General features: G+C 40.4%; 19 protein-coding genes. All 19 read left to right on the forward strand.

From position 1 onward, the window contains the following. The first annotated feature begins 2 nt into the window (after positions 1 to 2). Positions 3 to 905 (forward strand): dipicolinic acid synthetase subunit A, encoded by a 903-nt coding sequence (dpaA, locus tag Q1B03_RS10185; protein WP_299740951.1) that lies wholly within the window; start codon positions 3 to 5, stop codon positions 903 to 905. Further along, the gene (gene dpaB, locus Q1B03_RS10190) at positions 902 to 1,495 is read left to right on the forward strand and encodes a dipicolinate synthase subunit B (RefSeq protein WP_299740953.1); all 594 of its coding nucleotides are present in this window, start codon (positions 902 to 904) and stop codon (positions 1,493 to 1,495) included. The genes dpaA and dpaB overlap by 4 nt, the downstream gene beginning before the upstream one ends. Before the next feature lie 215 nt (positions 1,496 to 1,710). Next, positions 1,711 to 2,757, forward strand: coding sequence for an aspartate-semialdehyde dehydrogenase (asd, locus tag Q1B03_RS10195; RefSeq protein WP_299740955.1), 1,047 nt, complete (start codon positions 1,711 to 1,713; stop codon positions 2,755 to 2,757). An 88-nt stretch (positions 2,758 to 2,845) separates the two neighbouring features. Then, the gene (dapG, locus tag Q1B03_RS10200; RefSeq protein ID WP_299740957.1) at positions 2,846 to 4,084 is read left to right on the forward strand and encodes an aspartate kinase; all 1,239 of its coding nucleotides are present in this window, start codon (positions 2,846 to 2,848) and stop codon (positions 4,082 to 4,084) included. A 22-nt stretch (positions 4,085 to 4,106) separates the two neighbouring features. Then, positions 4,107 to 4,979 carry a 4-hydroxy-tetrahydrodipicolinate synthase gene (gene dapA, locus Q1B03_RS10205; RefSeq protein ID WP_299740959.1) on the forward strand — a complete coding sequence of 291 codons (873 nt, stop codon included), beginning with the start codon at positions 4,107 to 4,109 and terminating at the stop codon, positions 4,977 to 4,979. Positions 4,980 to 5,355: 376 nt separating this feature from the next. Then, the gene (locus Q1B03_RS10210; protein WP_299740961.1) at positions 5,356 to 7,023 is read left to right on the forward strand and encodes a ribonuclease J; all 1,668 of its coding nucleotides are present in this window, start codon (positions 5,356 to 5,358) and stop codon (positions 7,021 to 7,023) included. A gap of 155 nt (positions 7,024 to 7,178) precedes the next feature. Then, a complete protein-coding gene (locus Q1B03_RS10215; protein ID WP_149156060.1) occupies positions 7,179 to 7,913 on the forward strand; it encodes a ClpP family protease in 735 nt (244 codons plus the stop codon). Continuing rightward, complete coding sequence (locus tag Q1B03_RS10220) at positions 7,910 to 8,116, forward strand: YlzJ-like family protein (RefSeq protein ID WP_299740963.1); 207 nt, start codon at positions 7,910 to 7,912, stop codon at positions 8,114 to 8,116. Before Q1B03_RS10215 ends, Q1B03_RS10220 begins: the two co-directional genes overlap by 4 nt. Positions 8,117 to 8,306: 190 nt before the next feature. Then, positions 8,307 to 10,670: a DNA translocase FtsK gene (locus tag Q1B03_RS10225; protein WP_299740965.1), complete on the forward strand. Its 2,364-nt coding sequence runs from the start codon at positions 8,307 to 8,309 to the stop codon at positions 10,668 to 10,670. A gap of 425 nt (positions 10,671 to 11,095) precedes the next feature. Then, positions 11,096 to 11,821 carry a GntR family transcriptional regulator gene (locus Q1B03_RS10230; RefSeq protein WP_299740966.1) on the forward strand — a complete coding sequence of 242 codons (726 nt, stop codon included), beginning with the start codon at positions 11,096 to 11,098 and terminating at the stop codon, positions 11,819 to 11,821. Positions 11,822 to 11,870: 49 nt separating this feature from the next. After that, entirely contained in the window at positions 11,871 to 12,968 is a 1,098-nt protein-coding gene (locus Q1B03_RS10235; protein ID WP_299740968.1) for a BMP family protein, read from the forward strand. Positions 12,969 to 13,183: 215 nt separating this feature from the next. Beyond that, a complete protein-coding gene (locus tag Q1B03_RS10240; RefSeq protein ID WP_299740970.1) occupies positions 13,184 to 14,719 on the forward strand; it encodes an ABC transporter ATP-binding protein in 1,536 nt (511 codons plus the stop codon). Then, positions 14,712 to 15,761: an ABC transporter permease gene (locus Q1B03_RS10245; protein ID WP_299740972.1), complete on the forward strand. Its 1,050-nt coding sequence runs from the start codon at positions 14,712 to 14,714 to the stop codon at positions 15,759 to 15,761. Before Q1B03_RS10240 ends, Q1B03_RS10245 begins: the two co-directional genes overlap by 8 nt. Beyond that, positions 15,762 to 16,721 carry an ABC transporter permease gene (locus Q1B03_RS10250; protein WP_299740974.1) on the forward strand — a complete coding sequence of 320 codons (960 nt, stop codon included), beginning with the start codon at positions 15,762 to 15,764 and terminating at the stop codon, positions 16,719 to 16,721. It abuts the gene before it with no gap. A 257-nt stretch (positions 16,722 to 16,978) separates the two neighbouring features. Then, entirely contained in the window at positions 16,979 to 18,253 is a 1,275-nt protein-coding gene (locus Q1B03_RS10255) for an EF-P 5-aminopentanol modification-associated protein YfmF (protein WP_299740976.1), read from the forward strand. A 2-nt stretch (positions 18,254 to 18,255) separates the two neighbouring features. Continuing rightward, complete coding sequence (locus Q1B03_RS10260) at positions 18,256 to 19,545, forward strand: EF-P 5-aminopentanol modification-associated protein YfmH (RefSeq protein WP_299740978.1); 1,290 nt, start codon at positions 18,256 to 18,258, stop codon at positions 19,543 to 19,545. Between the two features lie 61 nt (positions 19,546 to 19,606). Next, positions 19,607 to 20,323, forward strand: coding sequence for an elongation factor P 5-aminopentanone reductase (locus tag Q1B03_RS10265; RefSeq protein ID WP_299740980.1), 717 nt, complete (start codon positions 19,607 to 19,609; stop codon positions 20,321 to 20,323). 89 nt (positions 20,324 to 20,412) lie between these two features. After that, on the forward strand, positions 20,413 to 20,670 hold the full coding sequence (locus tag Q1B03_RS10270; RefSeq protein WP_044337337.1) for a DUF3243 domain-containing protein: 258 nt from the start codon (positions 20,413 to 20,415) through the stop codon (positions 20,668 to 20,670). Between the two features lie 263 nt (positions 20,671 to 20,933). Continuing rightward, entirely contained in the window at positions 20,934 to 21,725 is a 792-nt protein-coding gene (locus tag Q1B03_RS10275; RefSeq protein ID WP_113968160.1) for a DUF3388 domain-containing protein, read from the forward strand.

Consider the following 21,725-nt stretch of genomic DNA (forward strand, 5'->3'; position numbering starts at 1 on the left):
TGATGCTGACCGGAATGCAGATCGCAGTTCTAGGCGGAGATGCTCGTCAACTTGAGATTATTCGGAAGCTTACGGAGTTGGATGCTAAGATCTCACTCGTAGGTTTTGAACAACTAGATCATGCCTTTACAGGGGCTACGAAAGAAAAGCTGAGTGAAGTGGACTTTTCGATGATTGATGCCATTATCTTACCTGTACCCGGCACGAATCTACAAGGAGAAATTGATACGATTTTTTCCAACGAGAAAATCATTTTAACAGAAGAAATCGTGTCACAGACGCCAGAGCACTGTACGATCTATTCAGGAATTAGTAATAAGTACTTGGATCAAGTGATGTCTTCAACGCACCGGAAACTTGTTCAGTTGTTTGAGAGAGATGATGTTGCCATTTATAATTCCATCCCTACAGTAGAGGGAACGATTATGATGGCTATTCAACATACAGACTTTACCATTCACGGATCTACCATTGTCATATTAGGTCTGGGTAGGGTAGGTATGAGTGTAGCTAGAACGTTTCATCATTTAGGGGGAAAGGTGAAGGTAGGTGTTCGCAGAAGTGAGCATCTGGCCAGGGTGACCGAAATGGGTCTAGAGCCATTCCACTTGGATAACTTAGAAAAAGAGGTTGAGAATTGTGATATATGTATAAACACAATTCCAGTGCATATAGTCAAGGCTGCTGTGATAGCAAAAATGCCAGCTCATACATTAATTATTGATTTGGCTTCAAAGCCTGGAGGTACAGATTTTCGTTATGCAGAAAAGCGGGGCATTAAAGCATTGTTAGCCCCAGGGTTGCCTGGAATCGTGGCACCTAAGACAGCCGGGCAGATTCTGGCGAATGTTCTTTGTCAATTGCTAGAGGACGATTTTGATTTAGGAAAGGAGAGTTCATCATGAGCGTAAAAGGAAAACGAATCGGGTTTGGTCTGACAGGGTCTCATTGTACGTACGATGCCGTATTCCCCGAAATCGAACGATTAGTGAATAACGGTGCGGAAGTGATGCCGATTGTTACTTCGACCGTTATGAATACGGAAACGAGATTTGGTAAGGGAGAAGACTGGATCAAGCGGATTGAGGACGTGACGGGTCATAAGGTGATCGATTCAATCGTAAAGGCGGAGCCACTCGGTCCTAAAATTCCATTGGATTGCATGGTGATCGCTCCCCTTACAGGAAATTCAATGAGTAAATTCGCAAATGCAATGACAGATTCTCCGGTATTAATGGCTGCCAAAGCGACTCTTCGTAATCACCGACCGGTAGTACTGGGGATTTCAACAAATGATGCTCTTGGTTTAAATGGTGTAAATCTAATGAGATTAATATCAACGAAAGATATTTACTTTATCCCATTCGGTCAGGATGCGCCTGTTAGTAAACCAAAATCGATGGTAGCTAGAATGACGTTAATTCAGGAAACCATTGAAGAGGCAATTGAAGGAAGACAGCTTCAGCCTGTCGTAATCGAAAGATATTTAGATTAATACTTTAGAAGGCTATCACCTTGCACTGTTAAGATGGCCTTCTTTTCATGCATATAGAAGGATATGGCTCTCATTAAATTAAAATAATCAAAACTTATATAAAGAATTCCCTATTGTCGAATAATTGTTTATGTTAAAATATTCTTTATTATAGTAATAGACTAAAAGGTTATACCTACTATGAGAATACTGAATGGTTGGAAGGAGAGAAGAATTTGAATACAACGGGATTTCATGTAGCGGTTGTCGGTGCTACTGGTGCAGTGGGACAGCAAATGCTACAAACATTAGAAAAAAGGGATTTTCCAATAAAACAATTAACATTATTATCTTCAGCACGCTCTGCCGGGTCTACAGTTAGCTTCAAAGGGAAAGAATGGACGGTTGAAGAAGCGAAGCCTGAAAGTTTTGAAGGAGTCGACATTGCTTTATTTAGTGCAGGTGGGAGTGTATCCAAACTTCTTGCTCCTGAAGCCGTTAAACGTGGGGCGATTGTCGTCGACAACACAAGTGCATACCGAATGGATCCAGATGTTCCTCTAGTTGTTCCAGAAGTGAATGAAGAAGATATCAAACTTCATAACGGAATCATTGCGAATCCTAACTGTTCTACTATTCAGATGGTGGCAGCACTTGAACCGATTCGTAAAAAATATGGCTTATCGAAAGTTATCGTGTCAACTTATCAGGCAGTTTCAGGGGCAGGTGCAGTGGCAATCGATGAGCTTCACGCGCAATCACAAGCCATACTGTCAGGTGAATCATTTGAGCCAAGTGTCCTGCCTGTAAAAGGGGATAAAAAGCATTATCAAATTGCTTATAATGCCATACCACAAATTGATAAATTCCAGGAGAACGGCTTTACATTTGAAGAAATGAAAATGATCAATGAAACGAAAAAAATTATGCACATGCCATCTTTAAAGGTGTCTGCAACATGTGTTAGATTACCTGTTGTAACAGGTCACTCTGAAAGTGTATATATTGAAATTGAGAAGGATTCTGTTTCAGTGAAAGATATACACTCACTGTTAAAAGATGCTCCCGGGGTAACCTTGGAAGACGCCCCGGATGAACAAATTTATCCGATGCCTGCACATGCTGTAGGAAAACCGGATGTATTTGTAGGTAGAGTGCGTAAGGATCTTGACGAAGACAAGGGTTTCCATATGTGGGTTGTGTCTGACAACTTACTTAAGGGAGCGGCTTGGAACTCTGTTCAAATCGCAGAAAGTTTAATGAAACTTGGTTTAATTAAGTAACTAAGAGGGACCATGCCAGCAATTGATCTGTATATTTCCACTATTCGTTCTCACATACCTCTTGAACATATGACAATGAGGTGTAGTCATGAAAGTGATCGTTCAAAAATTTGGTGGAACGTCTGTACGTGATGAGGCAAGTCGCTTAAAGGCACTTGCCCACACAAAGCAAGCGATTGATAAGGGATATAAAGTGGTGGTAGTTGTTTCAGCTATGGGTAGAAAAGGCGAACCTTACGCTACTGACTCCCTGTTATCCTTAATCGGTGGCAGAAATACTTCAATTAGTAAGAGAGAGCAAGACTTATTATTATCTTGTGGAGAAATCATTTCTAGCCTGGTCTTCTCTAACATGCTGCTTGAACATGGAATCCGATCTACCGCTTTAACGGGTGCTCAAGCTGGGTTCCGAACAAATAATGATTTTAACAATGCGAAGATTATGGAAATGAAATGCAGCCGTTTGGTAAAAGAGCTGGAAATTCACGATGCAGTGGTCGTTGCCGGGTTTCAAGGTGCAACGAAAGATGGTGATGTCACCACGATAGGCAGAGGGGGGAGTGATACTTCCGCTTCTGCTTTAGGAGTGGCATTAAAGGCTGAATTCATCGATATTTTTACCGATGTTGAAGGGGTCATGACTGCAGATCCCCGCATTTCATCGAAAGCAAGACCGATAACGGTTGTTTCCTATAATGAAGTATGTAATATGGCATATCAGGGAGCAAAGGTGATTCATCCAAGAGCCGTTGAAATTGCAATGAATTCGAACGTTCCAATTCGAATCCGTTCCACATACTCAAATGGTGAAGGCACGCTTGTGACCACACTTGAAAATTCGAAAGCACATAAAGAATTTCGGAGTCATCCCGTAACAGGAATCGCTCATGTTCCCAATCTTACCCAAATTAAAGTATTCGCTAAGGAAGATCAATACAATCTTCAAGCCGAAGTCTTTAAAGCGATGGCTAAAGAGGGAATAAGCGTTGATTTCATTAACATTTCACCACGGGGAGTTGTTTACACTGTTGCCTCATCGGTTGCAGAAGAAGCGATTACCGTTCTGAAAAATATAGGTCATAAACCGATTGTAGAGTCTGAATGTGCTAAGATTTCAGTAGTGGGAGCGGGGATGACAGGGGTTCCTGGGGTGACTTCAGCCATTGTATCGTCGCTTTCCAACGAAGGAATCCGAATCCTCCAGTCAGCAGATAGTCATACGACTATTTGGGTTCTGGTGAAAGAGATGGACCTGATTAATGCGATTAATGCACTTCATGATACATTTCAACTACAAGAGAGAACCGCTACATTCAGGGTAGGATAAACATAAGAGGAGAGTGACAAGATTGAATTTTGGCCGCGTTTCTACGGCGATGGTTACCCCATTTGACCGTAAAGGAAATATTGATTTCATCAAGACGACCCAATTAATACAGTATTTGATTGAAAATGGATCAGATTCGTTAGTAGTAGCCGGGACGACGGGTGAGTCTCCTACTTTAACAAAAGAAGAAAAGATTGCTTTATTTCGACATGTAGTAAAAGTAGTAAACGGAAGAGTACCTGTGATTGCCGGGACGGGAAGCAATAACACGCATGCCTCAATCGAGCTTACCAAAAAGGCAGTAGATGCAGGCGTAGATGCCATCATGCTGGTGACTCCATACTATAATAAGCCGAGTCAGGAAGGCTTATTCCAGCATTTCAAGGCGATTGCCGAATCAACAAGCTTACCTGTCATGCTGTATAATATCCCTGGACGTTCAAGCGTCAATGTTTCTCCTGAAACCATCATTCGATTGTCAGAGATTGAAAACATCGTAGCTGTTAAAGAAGCAAGCGGTGACTTAGATAGCATGACTGAAATCATTTCACATACGCCAGACGATTTTATGCTGTATAGTGGCGATGACGGTCTTACCCTGCCTGTATTGTCTATAGGTGGAACTGGTATCGTGTCTGTTGCCTCACATATCATCGGAAACGAAATGCAGGAAATGGTTACTGCATTCATAGGTGGAAATCCAATGCAGGCAGCCGGTCTGCATCAAAAACTTCTTCCGATCATGAAAGGGTTATTCACAAGTCCAAACCCTACCCCAGTAAAAACAGCCCTGCAGATGAAGGGCATGGACGTTGGATCTGTCCGTTTACCATTAATTCCACTAACTGAAGTGGAAAGAGCAAAGCTGTCTCAACTGCTGAACGTATTATCTTAGAAAATTTTTTTCAGAAAGCCCTTTGTTACTGAAAGTGAATTTGTATAAGTTGATTGGAGCCGAAATCAACCAATGCTCGCTTATCAACACCGTTTACAAAATATCCAATGAAAAAGACTGTGGAGGCCATTCCCCCACAGTCTTTTCATATGAAAAAGGAAAATTATGCCCAAAAATCAGTAATAGATTAATTTATTTTAAAGAAGAAGGATTTAGTCACATTGTATCGAAATAGTAATGTAGTAAAAATGAATGCAGTCTTTTTCCTAATCTTGTTATAGGTAGGATAAAATTGGTTGTACTCCCAAAATATTATCAAGTATAATAAATGTAACTGATTGAAGATCGGGAAAGGCACAGCATAGGAGGACATAATGTGAGTAAGACAAAGAATGAAAGTATTAAGATCATTCCGCTCGGAGGAGTGGGAGAAATTGGTAAGAATATGTACGTGATTGAAGTGGATCATGAAATTTTCGTGGTTGACGCCGGGCTGATGTTCCCTGAAAATGAAATGCTCGGAATTGATATCGTGATTCCTGACATTCAATACCTCATTGAAAATAAAGAACGTGTGAAAGGAATCTTCTTGACTCATGGGCATGAGGATAGCATTGGAGCAATTTCATACGTACTTAATAAGATAAAGGCACCTGTTTATGGCACACGGTTAACCAATGCCCTCGTAAAGGCACGATTGAAGGATGATAATATCCGGGAAGATGTGAAATTCTATACGATTCACTCTGATAGCCATCTCACCTTTGATGGAGTGAATGTAACGTTCTTTAAAACCACACATAGTATTCCAGATTCTGTTGGTGTTTGTATACATACATCTGAAGGGGGCATCGTCCATACCGGGGAATTCAAATTTGATCAATCAGCTAAACACCTTTATCGCCCGGATTTAGGCAAAATGGCTCAAATCGGTGAGAAAGGTGTACTTTGTTTATTGTCTGACAGCACCGAAGCGGAGAGACCCGGCTACACAACTTCCGAGGCCGTCATTGAACAGCATATAACAGACGCTTTACGGAAGGCATCCGGAAGAGTGATTGTAGCTTGCTTTGCATCTAATTTAATTCGGCTTCAGCAAGTTTTTGATGCAGCAGAGCAAAATAATCGTAAAGTGGCCGTAGTGGGTAAGAGTTTGAAGAGAGTATATGATGTAGCATTAAAATTAGGCTATCTTCACGTACGGGATGAGATGATCATCGGAATTGATGAGATTGGTGAATATCCTAAAGATGAAGTCGTCATCATCGCAACCGGGACACAAGGAGAACCGTTTGAAGCACTGCAGCGGATGTCAAAACGCTCCCATCGTCTTGTGAATATCGAAGAAGGTGATACAGTCCTTATTACCGCCTCCCCTTCACCTGGCATGGAAGTCATTGTAGGGAAGACAATTGACATGCTTTACAGAGCAGGAGCAAACGTCTTGACGGCTAATAAGAAGGTTCATGTTTCAGGGCATGGGAGTCAGGAAGATCTAAAGTTCATGTTAAATATCATGAAGCCGAAGTATTTCATTCCAATACAAGGTGAGTATAAAATGCTGGTGGCGCATACCCAGATCGCACACGATATCGGTCTTCCGTATAAGCAAATTTTCATTTTGGATAAGGGAGATGTGCTTCAATACAAGGACGGCAAGATGAGAATGAGCGGACGGGTACAGGCAGGGAATGTGTTAATCGATGGAATTGGTGTAGGGGACGTAGGGAATATCGTCCTTCGCGACCGTAAGCTATTATCAGAAGACGGTGTATTTACAGTCGTTGTGACGATCAACCGCAGATCCAAATCGATTGTGTCCGGTCCTGAAATCATTTCACGCGGCTTCGTTTACGTGAGGGAATCAGAAGAGTTGATTGAAGGAGCAGGAGGTATCGTGACTGATGTGGTACATTCCTATTTACAAAAAGGCTCTTTTGAATGGACAACCATCAAACAAGATATCAGAGATCAACTCAATTACTATCTATTCAATAAAACACGGAGAAGACCAATGATTTTACCGATCATCATGGAAGTATAATACGTGAGGCTATTTGTTTGAGTATGTTTGAACAAATAGCCTCACTTTTATTATTTGGACTAAACTATAAAGTATGAAAACACTCCCTTATTAAAATAATAACAAGAGAATGGAAATGAAAAGGAGATGTTTTCATGGAAGAAAATCATGAACGTATGCAGGATCAGCCAAATAAAGGCCAGGATGATAATAAAGATAAACCATCAGGATTAATGGAAAAGATTCAGCAATTAGGGCAAACCAATGTCCCGCAACTCTCTCAGGATTCCAATATCCATTGCTTAACGATAGTGGGTCAAATAGAAGGGCATATGCAACTTCCACCTCAAAATAAAACAACGAAGTATGAACATGTTATTCCTCAACTTGTAGCAATCGAACAAAACCCGAAAATAGAGGGTTTGGTAGTGATTTTAAATACGGTAGGCGGTGATGTGGAAGCCGGACTCGCCATTTCTGAAATGATCGCTTCCCTTTCTAAACCTACAGTATCCGTTGTATTAGGAGGAGGGCATAGTATTGGTGTACCGATTGCCGTCTCTTGCGATTTCTCCTACATTGCGAGCACTGCAACAATGACCATTCACCCGGTTCGCTTGACGGGATTAGTGATCGGGGTTCCGCAGACATTTGAGTACTTAGATAAAATGCAGGATAGGGTAGTTAGTTTCGTAACGAAGCATAGTAATATTTCGGAAGAAGATTTTAAAGACCTGATGTTTGCAAAAGGTAACCTTACACGGGATATCGGTACGAATGTGGTCGGTGACGATGCCGTTGAATACGGCCTGATAGATGGGATAGGTGGCATTGGGACAGCCATTAAAAAGATTAACGAGTTAATTGAGATGAAAAAGCAATCGGATCAACAAGAAGGGTTAGTACAATGATCCTTTATACAGTTGTTCCCAATGATGTTGTATTTCCAACAGATGCAAGTGAATTCAGTGGTCAAATGATGATGGAATATCAGGGTGTTCCGGTCCTCGTTCAGCAGGAGGAGAACCGGTATCGAATTGTGAGGGTCATGAGTAGTGACCCTGCACATTATCTCGATAATCAGATTTGCCCGGGTGAATTTATCAACAATTAAGAGAGAAAGAGGATTTTCCCGAAATAGTGGATATGCTATAATATTACTGGAAGAGATAATCATAATGATACTTTAAGTTAACGGGAAGGGTCTGACACCTTAGGCACATAGATTGCCCCAAAGGATCAGCCCTTTCTTCATCTTTATGTACATAAGAAGAAAGACTTCAATAGAATTTAGGTGAATTGGATTGGCAAAACGAAAAAGAAGAAAAAAACGATCTGCAACAAGTTCAACCTTAAAACAAACCATCAAGTATGAAATTACAGGAATGATCCTTGCTGCCCTCAGTTTGATTTCAATCATAGAGCTTGGAGCTGTAGGGAAAGCAGTGGTATATTTCTATCGATTCTTTCTGGGTGAATGGTATATGGTTGCCCTCCTGTGGATGCTGTATGTGGCCGGGTACCTCATGATTAAACGAGAGACTCCTATGTTATTTAGTCGCAGGCTTATTGGGATTTATATCATCATTGCGAGCTTCTTACTATTGAGTCATGTGAAATTATTTGATTTGCTCTCAAATGATGGTTCTTTCGATAATCCAAGTGTCATCATGAATACGTGGGATTTGTATTGGATGGATGTAGGCGGGGAAACGAGCACATCTGATCTTGGTGGTGGAATGATAGGGAGCGTTTTATTTGCCGTTTCTTATTTTCTATTTGACTCGCAAGGAGCAAGAATTGTTAGTGCAACATTCATATTGATCGGAATCATACTAGTGACAGGTAAATCCATCGGGGATGTGCTGGGAAGAGCAGGAAAGCGCTTTGGTGCATTCTTAAGCGGACAATGGTCCGCATTCAAACAGGATATGAATGACTGGAGAGAAGATCAGTTAAAGAAAAAAGAAGTGAAAGAAAAGAAAAAGAAAGAAGCTCCAGTGAAGCAGGAGAAAGCGGTTGAAACCCAGGTGCCTCAGCAAGAGGAAACAAGTGAACCGATTATCTCAAACTTCGCGGAACGTGCATACGGAGGGGCTCAGACGAAAGAAGAACCATCCTCTTCAGGAGCGGGAATGAATGGTGAAAAAGACGATGCTGCCGCTAACGAAAAGTCCGATTCAGAAGGGGAAGCGGACTCTGCACCACCAATTACATTTACTGAAATAGAAAATAAGGATTATAAACTACCGTCTATTTCGTTATTAAAGAGTCCTAGAAAAACAGATCAGAGTAATGAATATCAACTGATTCATGCCAACGCAGCCAAACTTGAAAGAACCTTCCAAAGCTTCGGAGTAAAAGCGAAAGTGACACAAGTTCACTTGGGTCCAGCCGTCACCAAATATGAAGTACACCCGGATGTAGGTGTGAAAGTAAGCCGCATCGTGAATCTTAGTGATGATTTAGCCTTGGCTCTTGCGGCTAAAGATATCCGAATCGAAGCTCCTATTCCAGGAAAATCGGCTATCGGTATTGAAGTTCCTAACTCAGAGGTTGCCATGGTCTCTTTACGAGAGGTACTTGAAGCCAAGGAACATAATAAACCGGATGCCAAGCTCCAAATTGGATTAGGAAGGGATATTACGGGTGAAGCCGTACTTGCAGAACTGAATAAAATGCCTCACTTACTTGTGGCCGGGGCCACAGGAAGTGGAAAGAGTGTCTGTATTAATGGAATTATCACCAGTATACTTATGAGAGCTAAACCACATGAAGTCAAGCTCATGATGATTGATCCAAAAATGGTGGAACTAAATGTATATAATGGGGTGCCGCACCTATTAGCTCCCGTAGTAACGGATGCGAAGAAAGCTTCACAGGCATTAAAAAAGGTTGTAAGCGAAATGGAACGGAGATATGAATTGTTCTCCCACACAGGAACAAGAAATATTGAAGGCTACAACGACTACGTCAAGAGACAGAATCTCGAGAACGAAGAAAAGCAGCCGCTGCTTCCTTACATTGTGGTCATAGTAGATGAATTAGCCGACTTAATGATGGTTGCTTCTAACGATGTTGAAGATGCCATCACAAGACTCGCACAGATGGCCCGTGCCGCAGGGATACATTTGATCATTGCGACACAGCGTCCTTCAGTGGATGTTATTACAGGGGTCATCAAAGCGAATATACCATCAAGGATTGCGTTTGCCGTATCATCTCAGACCGACTCCAGAACCATTCTGGATTCCGGGGGTGCTGAAAAACTATTGGGCAGAGGAGACATGCTCTTCATGCCTGTAGGGGCTTCAAAGCCAACAAGGGTTCAAGGCGCCTTCTTATCTGATGAAGAAGTAGAAGAAATCGTTGATTTTGTTATCTCCCAACAAAAGGCACAGTATCAGGAAGAAATGATTCCAGATGAAATTCAGGAAGATGAGAAAACGGGCGAAGCAGAAGACGAACTATATAATGATGCAGTTCAATTAATCGCTGAAATGCAGACGGCATCCGTATCCATGCTTCAAAGGAGATTTAGGATCGGTTATACGAGAGCTGCCAGGTTGATTGATGAAATGGAAGTAAGAGGTGTTGTAGGACCCTATGAAGGAAGTAAGCCAAGAACCGTCTTAATCGGTAAGCCTTCAGAAGAGCAAAGCTCTTAATAAAAGGTGTGTTACCCTATTAAAAACAAATGGGGTTACACACCTTTTTTTTGTAAGTAATTAAGGGGGAAAGCTTAAAATGAATGCGATTCATTTTATCTTATTCTAGTTTATCCACCAATGTGTTATACTATTAAAAGCGTTTACAAATGTAATGTCATTGTATAACTATTGTAAAGAATGAAAATGAACACACTCTCTATTGTAAAATATTTGTAAAAATACACCATGTAAACCTATTCATCACAATGAAATTACTACTTATTAACAAAAAAGGATTTTAAATTGTCTTTCTAATCATTTTTTTCGACAAAATCACACAATGCTATTTATTTATGAAAAGAAAAGTGTTATAGTATTTTCGATTAGTAGGAAAGATATACATCAGAGGTCTGATGTCTTGAGAAAATTTGGTGGTGGTTCCAGTGACAATAAAAACAGACAATCGACATTTATACTTACAAGTGATTGACCGTTTGAAGAAAGACATTGAGGCGGGAGTTTACAAAGAAAAAGAAAAACTTCCATCTGAATTCGATCTCTCCAAACAACTAGGTGTGAGTAGGGCTACTCTCCGTGAAGCTCTCAGGATTCTTGAGGAAGAAAGTGTCATCGTAAGACGTCATGGGGTAGGTACATTTGTAAATGCTAAACCGCTCTTTACTTCTGGTATTGAGCAACTGAACAGTGTAACGAACATGATTAAGCAGGCTGGTATGGAGCCAGGGACCATTTTCTTAAGCTCAACAACTCAAGAAGCTACTGAGGATGATGTGAAGAGGTTTACTTGCAATGAAGAGGACGACGTGATTCTGATTGAACGGGTTCGTACGGCAAACGGGGAACCGGTTGTGTATTGTGTGGACAAAATTCCTGAAAAGGTTATGCCACGTAATTTCACCCATGAAGATAACTCTATTTTCACTGTTTTAGAAAAACGAGAGAATAAGAGAATTACCCATGCCGTTGCACAAATTGAACCTATGGGGTATCACGATAAAATCTCCCCTATTCTAAATTGTGAACCAGAAACGGCACTACTCGTTTTAAAGCAAATGCATTTTGATGAAAACGATGAGCCGATTCTGTACTCAGTAAACTATTTCAGATCCGACAAATTTAGCTTCCACGTATTAAGAAAGCGTGTATAACAACAATCAATCTTTCTACTAATTATTACAATATTAGGGGGTACTCTAGGTGAAAAAACGTAAATTTGGTTTAGCGTTGTCATTTGTTCTAGCTGCAGGTACATTATTAGGTGCTTGTGGAACAAGCGAGGACAAAGAAGGTGCATCTAGTGGTGAAGGTAACAAGAAAGAAGATCAATTTACAGTAGCAATGGTTACAGATGTCGGTGGAGTAGATGACAAATCTTTCAACCAATCGGCTTGGGAAGGTTTAAAAGCTTTCGGTGAAGAAAATGACTTAGAAAAAGGTAAAGAAGGATATGACTACCTTCAATCACAATCTGATGCTGACTATGCTACTAACTTAAACACATTAGCTCGTCAAGACTTTGACTTAGTATATGGTATCGGCTTCCTTATGGAAGGTGCAATCAATGACATTGCACAACAACAAAAAGATTCTCATTTTGCAATCGTTGATGCTGTTGTAGATCAGCCAAACGTTGCAAGCATCATGTTTAAAGAACAAGAAGCTTCTTTCTTGGCTGGAGTTGCAGCTGGATTAGCTACAAAAACGAATAAAATTGGATTCATCGGTGGTATGGAGATTCCGGTAATCGAACGTTTCCATGCTGGTTTCATCGCTGGTGTTAAATCAGTTAACCCGGATGCGGAAATCGTTGCAGACTATGCAGGAGCTTTTGATAAAGCTGAACTTGGTCAAACGATCGCTTCTAAAATGTACTCTCAAGATGTAGATGTTATTTTCCATGCAGCTGGTGGTACTGGTAATGGCTTATTCAAAGAAGCGCGTGACTTAAAAGAAAAAGATCCTTCCCGTGAGCTTTGGGCAATCGGTGTTGACTCTGATCAAGCTGCAGAAGGTAAAGTTGGCGACCATAACATTGTTCTGACATCTGCATTGAAACGAGTTGACAACGCGGTTAAAGACCTTGCAACAAAAGCTCAAGACGGAAATTTCCCTGGTGGAGAACAAATCTTATACGGTCTTAAAGAAGACGGTGTAGGACTTGCTGAATTAAATGAAGAGCTTTCTAACAAAGATGAAGTAATGCAAAAAGTTGATGAATGGAAAGAGAAAATTAATAGCGGAGATGTGACAGTTCCAGAATCTGTTAAAGAAGCGGAATCTTTCTCAGCTAACTAATTTTAAATGGGATAAGCGGGCCAAGGATAGCCGGTCTCTTATCCCTTTTTTAAAAGGAATATTCATAATAATTAAAAATCTAATTGAAGTATAGAAATATTTTTCTATCTTTCATTTAGATTTTTATCCGGGGAAACCCTTTTTTTCTAGCAAGTTAAGGTCTGACCTCTAACTACTAGATAAATATCCCTAGCCTACGCAAGGAGTGAATAGCAATGGATTATGTAATTGAGATGCTGAATATTCGTAAAGAGTTTCCAGGCATCGTAGCAAACGATAATATTACCCTCCAGCTCAAAAAAGGTGAAATTCATGCGCTTCTTGGTGAAAATGGAGCAGGTAAGTCCACACTGATGAATGTATTATTTGGACTTTACCAACCTGAGCAAGGAGAAATTCGTGTAAAGGGTCAGAAAGTAAACATCACCAATCCCAATATCGCCAACGACTTGGGAATCGGAATGGTCCATCAGCATTTTATGCTTGTGGATACTTTTACAGTAACAGAAAACATTATTCTCGGAAGAGAGCCTAAGTCCGGTGCAACGGTGGATATTAAAAAGGCAGAGAAGGATATTTTGGAAATATCAGAAAGATATGGTTTAAAAGTGGATCCGACGGCTAAAATTTCTGAAATTTCAGTAGGTATGCAGCAGCGTGTGGAAATCTTGAAAACACTTTATCGCGGGGCGGAAATTTTGATCTTTGATGAGCCAACGGCGGTACTGACCCCTCAAGAAATCAAAGAACTTATTCAAATTATGAAAACTCTCATTCAAGAAGGTAAGTCTATTATTCTTATCACCCATAAGCTTAAAGAGATTATGGAAGTGTGTGATAATGTAACCGTTATCAGAAAAGGTAAAGGGATTGGGACAGTGAAAGTATCAGAGACTGACCCGAACCATCTTGCGAGTCTGATGGTAGGGCGTGAAGTAACCTTCAAAACTGAGAAAATAGAAGCAAATCCTGCAGGCAATGTACTTGAGATACGTGATTTAAACGTGAAAGATCATCGGAATGTACCAGTAGTAAAAGGATTGAACCTTGAAGTGAAGGCCGGGGAAATACTGGGTATTGCAGGGGTCGACGGCAACGGGCAAAGTGAACTGATAGAAGCCATTACAGGGTTACACAAAACCGATGGTGGCTCGATTAAGCTGAATGGAAAAGATATAGTCAATATGAAGCCGCGTAAGATATACGAAACAGGTGTAGGTCATATTCCTCAGGATCGTCACAAGCACGGATTAGTATTAGATTTTCCAATAGGTGAAAATATGGTTCTACAAACCTATTACAAAAAGCCTTATTCAAATAAAGGGATATTAAGCTATAAAAACATCTACAATCAAGCGAGAAAGCTAATCTCAGAGTTTGATGTAAGAACACCTTCGGAATATACTCTTGCCCGGGCATTGTCCGGTGGTAATCAACAAAAGGCGATTATCGGCAGGGAAGTCGATCGTGACCCGGACTTGTTGATTGCAGCTCAACCGACTCGTGGTTTGGATGTAGGGGCCATTGAGTTCATCCACAAACGTCTGATCGAGCAGCGGGATAACGGGAAAGCCGTGCTATTACTTTCATTTGAACTAGATGAAATCATGAATGTAAGTGATCGTATCGCCGTTATTTATGAAGGCCAAATCGTAGCGATTGTGAATCCGAAAGAAACGACCGAACAAGAGCTTGGACTGCTGATGGCTGGATCAAAGAGGAAGGAAACGGGGGAAAACGAACATGTCTAATCGATTAACAAATATATTAATCCCGATTATTTCAGTCCTTTTGGGTATTATTGTCGGAACCATTATCATGCTTGTAAGCGGGTATGATCCGATTGCCGGATATTCTGCATTATGGCAAGGTATTTTCGGCGAAATCTACTATGTAGGGGAAACGGTACGTCAAGTTACACCGTACATTTTAGCGGGATTGGCTGTGGCCTTTGCCTTTAGAACCGGTTTATTCAATATCGGGGTCGAAGGACAATTGATTGTAGGCTGGCTTGCTGCTGTATGGGTGGGGGTTGCTTTCGATGAGTTACCAAAAATCATTCATTTGCCCCTTGCCATCATTGCAGCAGCACTAGCTGGAGCGTTATGGGGCTTTATTCCTGGGTTGCTTAAAGCAAGATTTCGTGTGCACGAAGTAATTGTAACAATCATGATGAACTATATTGCTCTTCACGTCACCAATGCGATTATCCGTGATGTCCTAACTGAGCGTAAAGATCGTACGGATTATATCGCTGAAACGGCATCACTTAAGTCTCCGTTCTTCGAAAGCTTAACGGATTACTCCCGCCTGCATTGGGGAGTTTTCATTGCCCTTCTTTGTGTATTCATCATGTGGTTCCTATTAGAGAAAACAACACGTGGATATGAACTGCGTTCTGTTGGTTTTAACCAGCACGCTTCTCAATATGCCGGGATGAACGTAAACGGAAACATTATTCTTTCCATGGTCATCTCAGGAGCGTTTGCTGGACTGGCTGGTGCTATGGAAGGTTTAGGGACATTTGGTTATGCTTCTATTAAAGGAGGATTTACAGGGGTCGGATTCGACGGGATTGCTGTAGCTCTATTGGGAGGAAATGTTGCCATTGGTGTTGTGTTCGCAGCACTATTATTTGGAGGGCTAAAAGTCGGTGCATTGAATATGCCTCTTGAAGCAGGTATTCCAAATGAACTAGTAGACATTATTATTGCCCTTATTATTTTCTTTGTAGCATCTGGTTATATGATTCGTTATCTAATTCAACGATTTAGTAAAAAGGGGGTGAAGTAAGTGGGCTTTATTGATATCTTGACAATCCTTATTCCATCAACATTATTGTGGGCATCACCACTTATTTTCACTGCTTTGGGCGGAGCATTCTCTGAACGTTCTGGTGTCGTTAATATTGGACTTGAAGGTTTAATGGTCATAGGCGCTTTCGCAAGTATCGTTTTCAACCTTGCTTTCGCAGATGTATTCGGTGATGCAACTCCTTGGGTAGCACTGCTTATAGCCATGGCAATGGGAGCGTTACTAGCTGTCTTACATGCAGTTGCTTCTATCACCTTTAGAGCTGATCAAGTAGTATCAGGTGTGGCAATCAACCTGCTTGCTATTGGATTAACCCTTTTCTTAGTGAAACGTATTTACGGGAAAGGTCAAACTGATATTATTTCTGAAGGATTCGGGAAAGTGGATGTGCCATTACTGAATAAAATTCCGGTGATTGGAAATATTTTCTTCTCTAACACATACTGGCCACCATTTGTAGCCATTCTAGTATCCATCATTGTTTGGTTCATTATGTTTAAGACACCATTCGGGCTGAGACTTCGTTCAGTCGGTGAGCATCCAATGGCAGCAGACACAATGGGAATCAACGTTACGAAAATGCGCTATATCGGTGTCATCATTTCTGGGGCTTTTGCAGGAATTGGCGGGGGAGTATATGCTCAATCGATTTCTTCAGATTTTAGTCACGCCACGATCAGTGGACAAGGTTTCATGGCCTTAGCCGCTTTGATCTTCGGTAAGTGGCATCCATTAGGTGCCATGGGTGCAGCATTATTCTTTGGATTCGCTCAAAGTTTAAGTATCATCGGATCGAGCATTCCATTATTTGAGAACATTCCAAGTGTATATCTGTTAATCGCTCCTTACGTGTTAACAATCCTTGCACTTACCGGCTTCATCGGCCGTGCAGATGCGCCAAAAGCGCTTGGCACACCGTACATCAAAGGAAATCGTTAATTTTCATGAGCAATACACGAAAAAGGTATCTCGGCATTCGAGGTACCTTTTTTGGTGAAACAAAAGAATGAGACATATTGAATATTTTCCATACATATAATAGTTTACTCTATGGGTATTTTTCCAATAGAGGAAGATGCTTGAAATCAACATCTCAGTACATGTATAGTTATACATAAATACCGCACAATAAGGGTGTTTATATCTTTTATTGATTTCAAAAATGACGGAAGTGTGGAACTAAGGAGGACGGTACGATGACAGCCATAAATGAAATAGTAAAAAAGAAACAAGGGTACACGCTACATATCGTTCAAACGGATAAGTTTAAAACCAACAGTCTGATTTTGAAAATGAAAGCTCCTTTAGATCAAGAAACAGTGACCTTACGCGGATTACTCCCTCATGTGATGCAAAGCAGTACAAAGACCTATCCGAGTACAACGGAATTAAGGTCCTACCTGGATGAATTATATGGTGCTAACTTTTTTACGGATTTAGGTAAAAAAGGTGAATACCACGTGGTCAGCATGTCCGTGGAAATCGCCAACGAAAAATTTTTAAGGGACTCAGATCCTTTACTTCAAAAAGGATTAGAATTTTTAGCAGATGTCCTTCAAAATCCACATATTGAAAATAACGAATTCGATCAGAAAACAGTCGAGAAAGAAAAACGAAACCAGAAGGTAAGAATACAGGCAGTTTATGACGATAAAATGCGCTATGCTAATTCACGGCTTGTAGAAGAAATGTGTAAGGGGGAGCGATTTGCCCTACATGTTAATGGAATTAGTGAAGAAGTAGAGTCCATAACGGCCAAGAGTTTGTATGAGTATTATCAAAAAGTCATGAATGAAGATCAATTTGATCTTTATGTCATCGGCGATGTAGATGTTGCAGAAGTTGAAACTCTGTGTGATCAACTCCTCCAATTAAACGAACGTACCCCTCTTGAAGTCGATTCATCGGAAGTGGAACAAAAAGAAAGGGAAAACGTCGTGAAAGAAAAGCAGGATGTGAAGCAGGGTAAGCTTAATATGGGATATCGGACTCATACACAATATGGCGATGATGATTACTTTGCCCTCCAAGTGTTCAATGGCATATTCGGTGGATTTTCTCATTCTAAATTGTTCATAAATGTGAGAGAAAAAGCGAGCTTAGCCTACTATGCAGCAAGTAGACTGGAAAGTCATAAAGGATTATTGATGGTTATGTCCGGAATAGAATTTGAGAAATATGATCAAGCAGTCGGAATCATCAATGATCAGCTGCAAGCCATGAAGGATGGAGACTTTACGGATGGTGAAATCGAACAAACGAAAGCGGTCATCCGCAATCAACTGCTTGAAACCATTGATACGTCCCGTGGTTTGGTTGAGGTCCTCTATCATAATGCAGTCGCCCATGAAGAAATAGATTTAAAACACTGGCTTGATGAAATAGAGAAGACGACGAAAGAAGACATCGTGAAAGCAGCAAATAAAGTTGAGCTTGATACCATCTACTTTTTAACAGGAATGGAGGGATAAAGATGAAGAAAATTTCCTTCGATCAACTACAGGAAAACTTATATTATGAAAAAATGTCAAATGGATTGGACGTCTATATACTCCCGAAAAAAGGGTTCAATAAGACATATGCCACGTTTACGACGAAGTACGGAAGCATTGACAATCATTTTGTCCCTCTGAACGAAGAAGAATTCGTTAAGGTACCAGATGGAATCGCCCACTTCTTGGAGCATAAATTGTTTGAAAAGGAAGACGGTGATGTATTCCAGCAATTCAGCCGCCAGGGAGCGTCGGCTAATGCGTTCACATCATTTACACGAACCGCCTATCTATTTTCAAGTACTACCAATGTAGAACGAAATTTAGAAACGCTTATAGATTTTGTTCAAGACCCATATTTTACAGAAAAGACAGTCGAAAAAGAAAAAGGCATCATAGGACAGGAAATCACAATGTATGATGATAACCCTGACTGGCGATTATACTTTGGTGTGATCCAGAATATGTACAAAAATCACCCTGTGAAGATTGATATTGCAGGAACGATTGATTCCATCACACCAATCACGAAGGACATGTTGTATCAGTGCTACAACACATTCTACCATCCAAGCAACATGCTTCTCTTTGTAGTGGGATCTGTAGACCCGGATCAAATCATGAAACAAATTCGTTCGAATCAAGAAAAGAAGGATTATGAAAAAATGCCTGAGATCAAGCGGAGATTTGATGATGAACCAGAAACGGTTGCTGAGAAGAAGCAGGTCCTTAAGATGAATGTGCAAAGCCCTAAGTGCCTGGTAGGTCTTAAAGCACCTGAACCGCATCAGCAAGGCAAGGAAATGCTTAGACAAGAGCTTTCGATGAACGTTTTCCTGGATATGTTATTTGGGAAAAGCTCAACGTATTATTCTGACTTATACAATGATGGATTGATCGATGAGACATTCCACTATGACTATACACAAGAAAATGGCTTTGGGTTCTTAACCGTCGGCGGGGATACGGAAAAGCCGGATGAGTTGGCCGAGAAGGTACAATCGCTGTTACTTAAAGCCAAGAAAGAATCACTCTTTACAGAAGAAGGATTAGAAAGAACAAAGAAAAAGAAAATTGGTGCGTTTTTACGTGCCATTAATTCTCCAGAGTTTATTGCAAATCAATTCACACGCTATGCTTTTAATGAAATGGATCTATTTGAAGTTGTACCTACACTTGAATCATTGAAGTATGATGATATTCAAACCGTTGCAAGTACCATTATCAGTGAAGAGCGCTTTACCGTGTGTCAGGTAGTACCAAAATCATAATATCGGAGGGAGCTGCTTTAGGGTAGTTCCTCTCTTTATGTGGACATTGAGGTGGAAATAGATGAAATATGCTTTAATAACGGGGGCTTCAGGGGGAATTGGAAGCAGTACGGCATTAAGCTTGGCAGAAGAGGGATGGAATTTATATTTACATTACTATTCGAATGAAGAAGCTATGAAAGAATTACTACATAAAATTGAAAAGTATGGGGTTGAGGCAACCCCCATTCGAGCAAATCTTGCCCTCCCAGAAGAAGTGGGGAATGTTGTAGACAATATCTTTCAACTTGATGCAATTATTTATTGCAGCGGAAATTCAAACTGGGGGATGTTTCAAGATCAGACTGAAGAAGAGATGGACTATATGATTAACGTGCATGTGAAAAGTCCTTTGCTTCTCGTTCAAAAATTATTGCCTAAGCTTATTGAGCGTAAGGGGAATATTGTAATGATAAGTTCCATTTGGGGACAAATAGGTGGAGCCTGTGAGGTTATATATTCAACCGTAAAGGGTGCTCAATTGGCATTTGTGAAATCATTAAGTAAAGAGCTTGCCTTAAGTGGGGTAAGGATTAATGCAATTGCTCCAGGAGCCGTCGATACATCAATGATGAGCATTTTTTCTGAAGGAGATTTAAAAGCGCTGACCGAAGAGATACCAATGGGACGTCTCGCCCAAGCGGAAGAAATCGCTGACTCAATCCAGTTTCTTATTTCACCTAAAGCTTCCTATATTACAGGTCAAACACTTTCCATCAATGGTGGTTGGCATACTTAAAAAGTTTTTTCAGTCATAAGATTAGGGCGCATAATTTTCTTTCCGGGATACAAACTAAGGTTGTATTTCAATAAAGGAGGTCATGACACATGTCTGTATTAGATAATTGGTCTGATTGGAAAAACTTCTTAGGCGATCGTCTTCACCAAGCTCAACATGGTGGGATGGAAAATGAAACGGTATCTGATTTAGCTTACCAAATTGGTGACTACTTAGCGAATCAAGTCGAAGCTAAGAACGATCAGGAAAAAGTGTTAGCGGATTTATGGTCTGTCGCTTCTCCTGAAGAACAACATGCCATTGCGAACATGATGGTTAAACTTGTAAATAACAATGGTACTCGTTAAGGAGAGGGATTTTTCCTCTCCTTTTTCTTATATATACTCTTTCAAAAAAATCACTTGGAGTCATTTTTTCGCGTGAAGACTTATACATCATAACTATAATCAGCTTATAAGGCATAAAATGAGAAATTGTACATATTTATGTAGGTTTTGCTTTTCTATTACCGGAAAATCATTTATTATAATACCTAGATGTTTAAAAGATTTTTCGAATTATGTCAATTTTTATCGAATTGAAATGTCACGGATCTTTCAGGAGGTAACCAATGGAACGCAAAGAATGGTATTTAGAATATGAAATTCAAAAAAATCGTCCTGGCCTCTTAGGTGATATTTCCTCATTATTAGGAATGCTTTCTATAAATATAGTGACGATAAATGGAGTAGATGAAGGAAGAAGGGGAATGCTTCTTCTTGCGAATAATGATGAACAGATCACAAGGTTAGAGTCCATTTTACAAACGATGGATACAATTAATGTGACAAAGCTCAGAGAACCGAAATTAAGGGATCGTCTTGCCGTTCGTCACGGCCGTTATATTCAGCGTGATGCCGATGACAAGAAAACGTTTCGGTTTGTTCGTGATGAACTGGGTTTATTAGTAGACTTTATGGCTGAGCTATTTAAGCAAGAGGGACATAAGCTTGTTGGGATCAGAGGGATGCCCCGGGTAGGGAAGACCGAATCCATCGTGGCATCAAGTGTATGTGCAAATAAGAAATGGCTCTTTGTCTCCTCTACATTATTGAAGCAAACAATAAGAAGTAAGCTGATTGAAGACGAGTACTCATCCGAGAATTTATTTATTATCGACGGTATCGTTTCAACACGCCGTGCAAGTGAGAAGCACTGGCAGCTTGTAAGGGAAATCATGAGATTACCAGCAGTGAAAGTAATTGAACATCCTGATGTATTCGTTCAAAACTCTGAATATTCACTTGAAGATTTTGATTATATCATTGAACTTAGAAACGATCCTGATGAAGAAATTACATACGAACTAGTAGAACAAAATAATCTATTTCAAAATTCCGATTTTGGAGGTTTTGATTTTTAA

Source organism: uncultured Rossellomorea sp., assembly GCF_947488365.1.
GTDB lineage: Bacteria > Bacillota > Bacilli > Bacillales > Bacillaceae_B > Rossellomorea.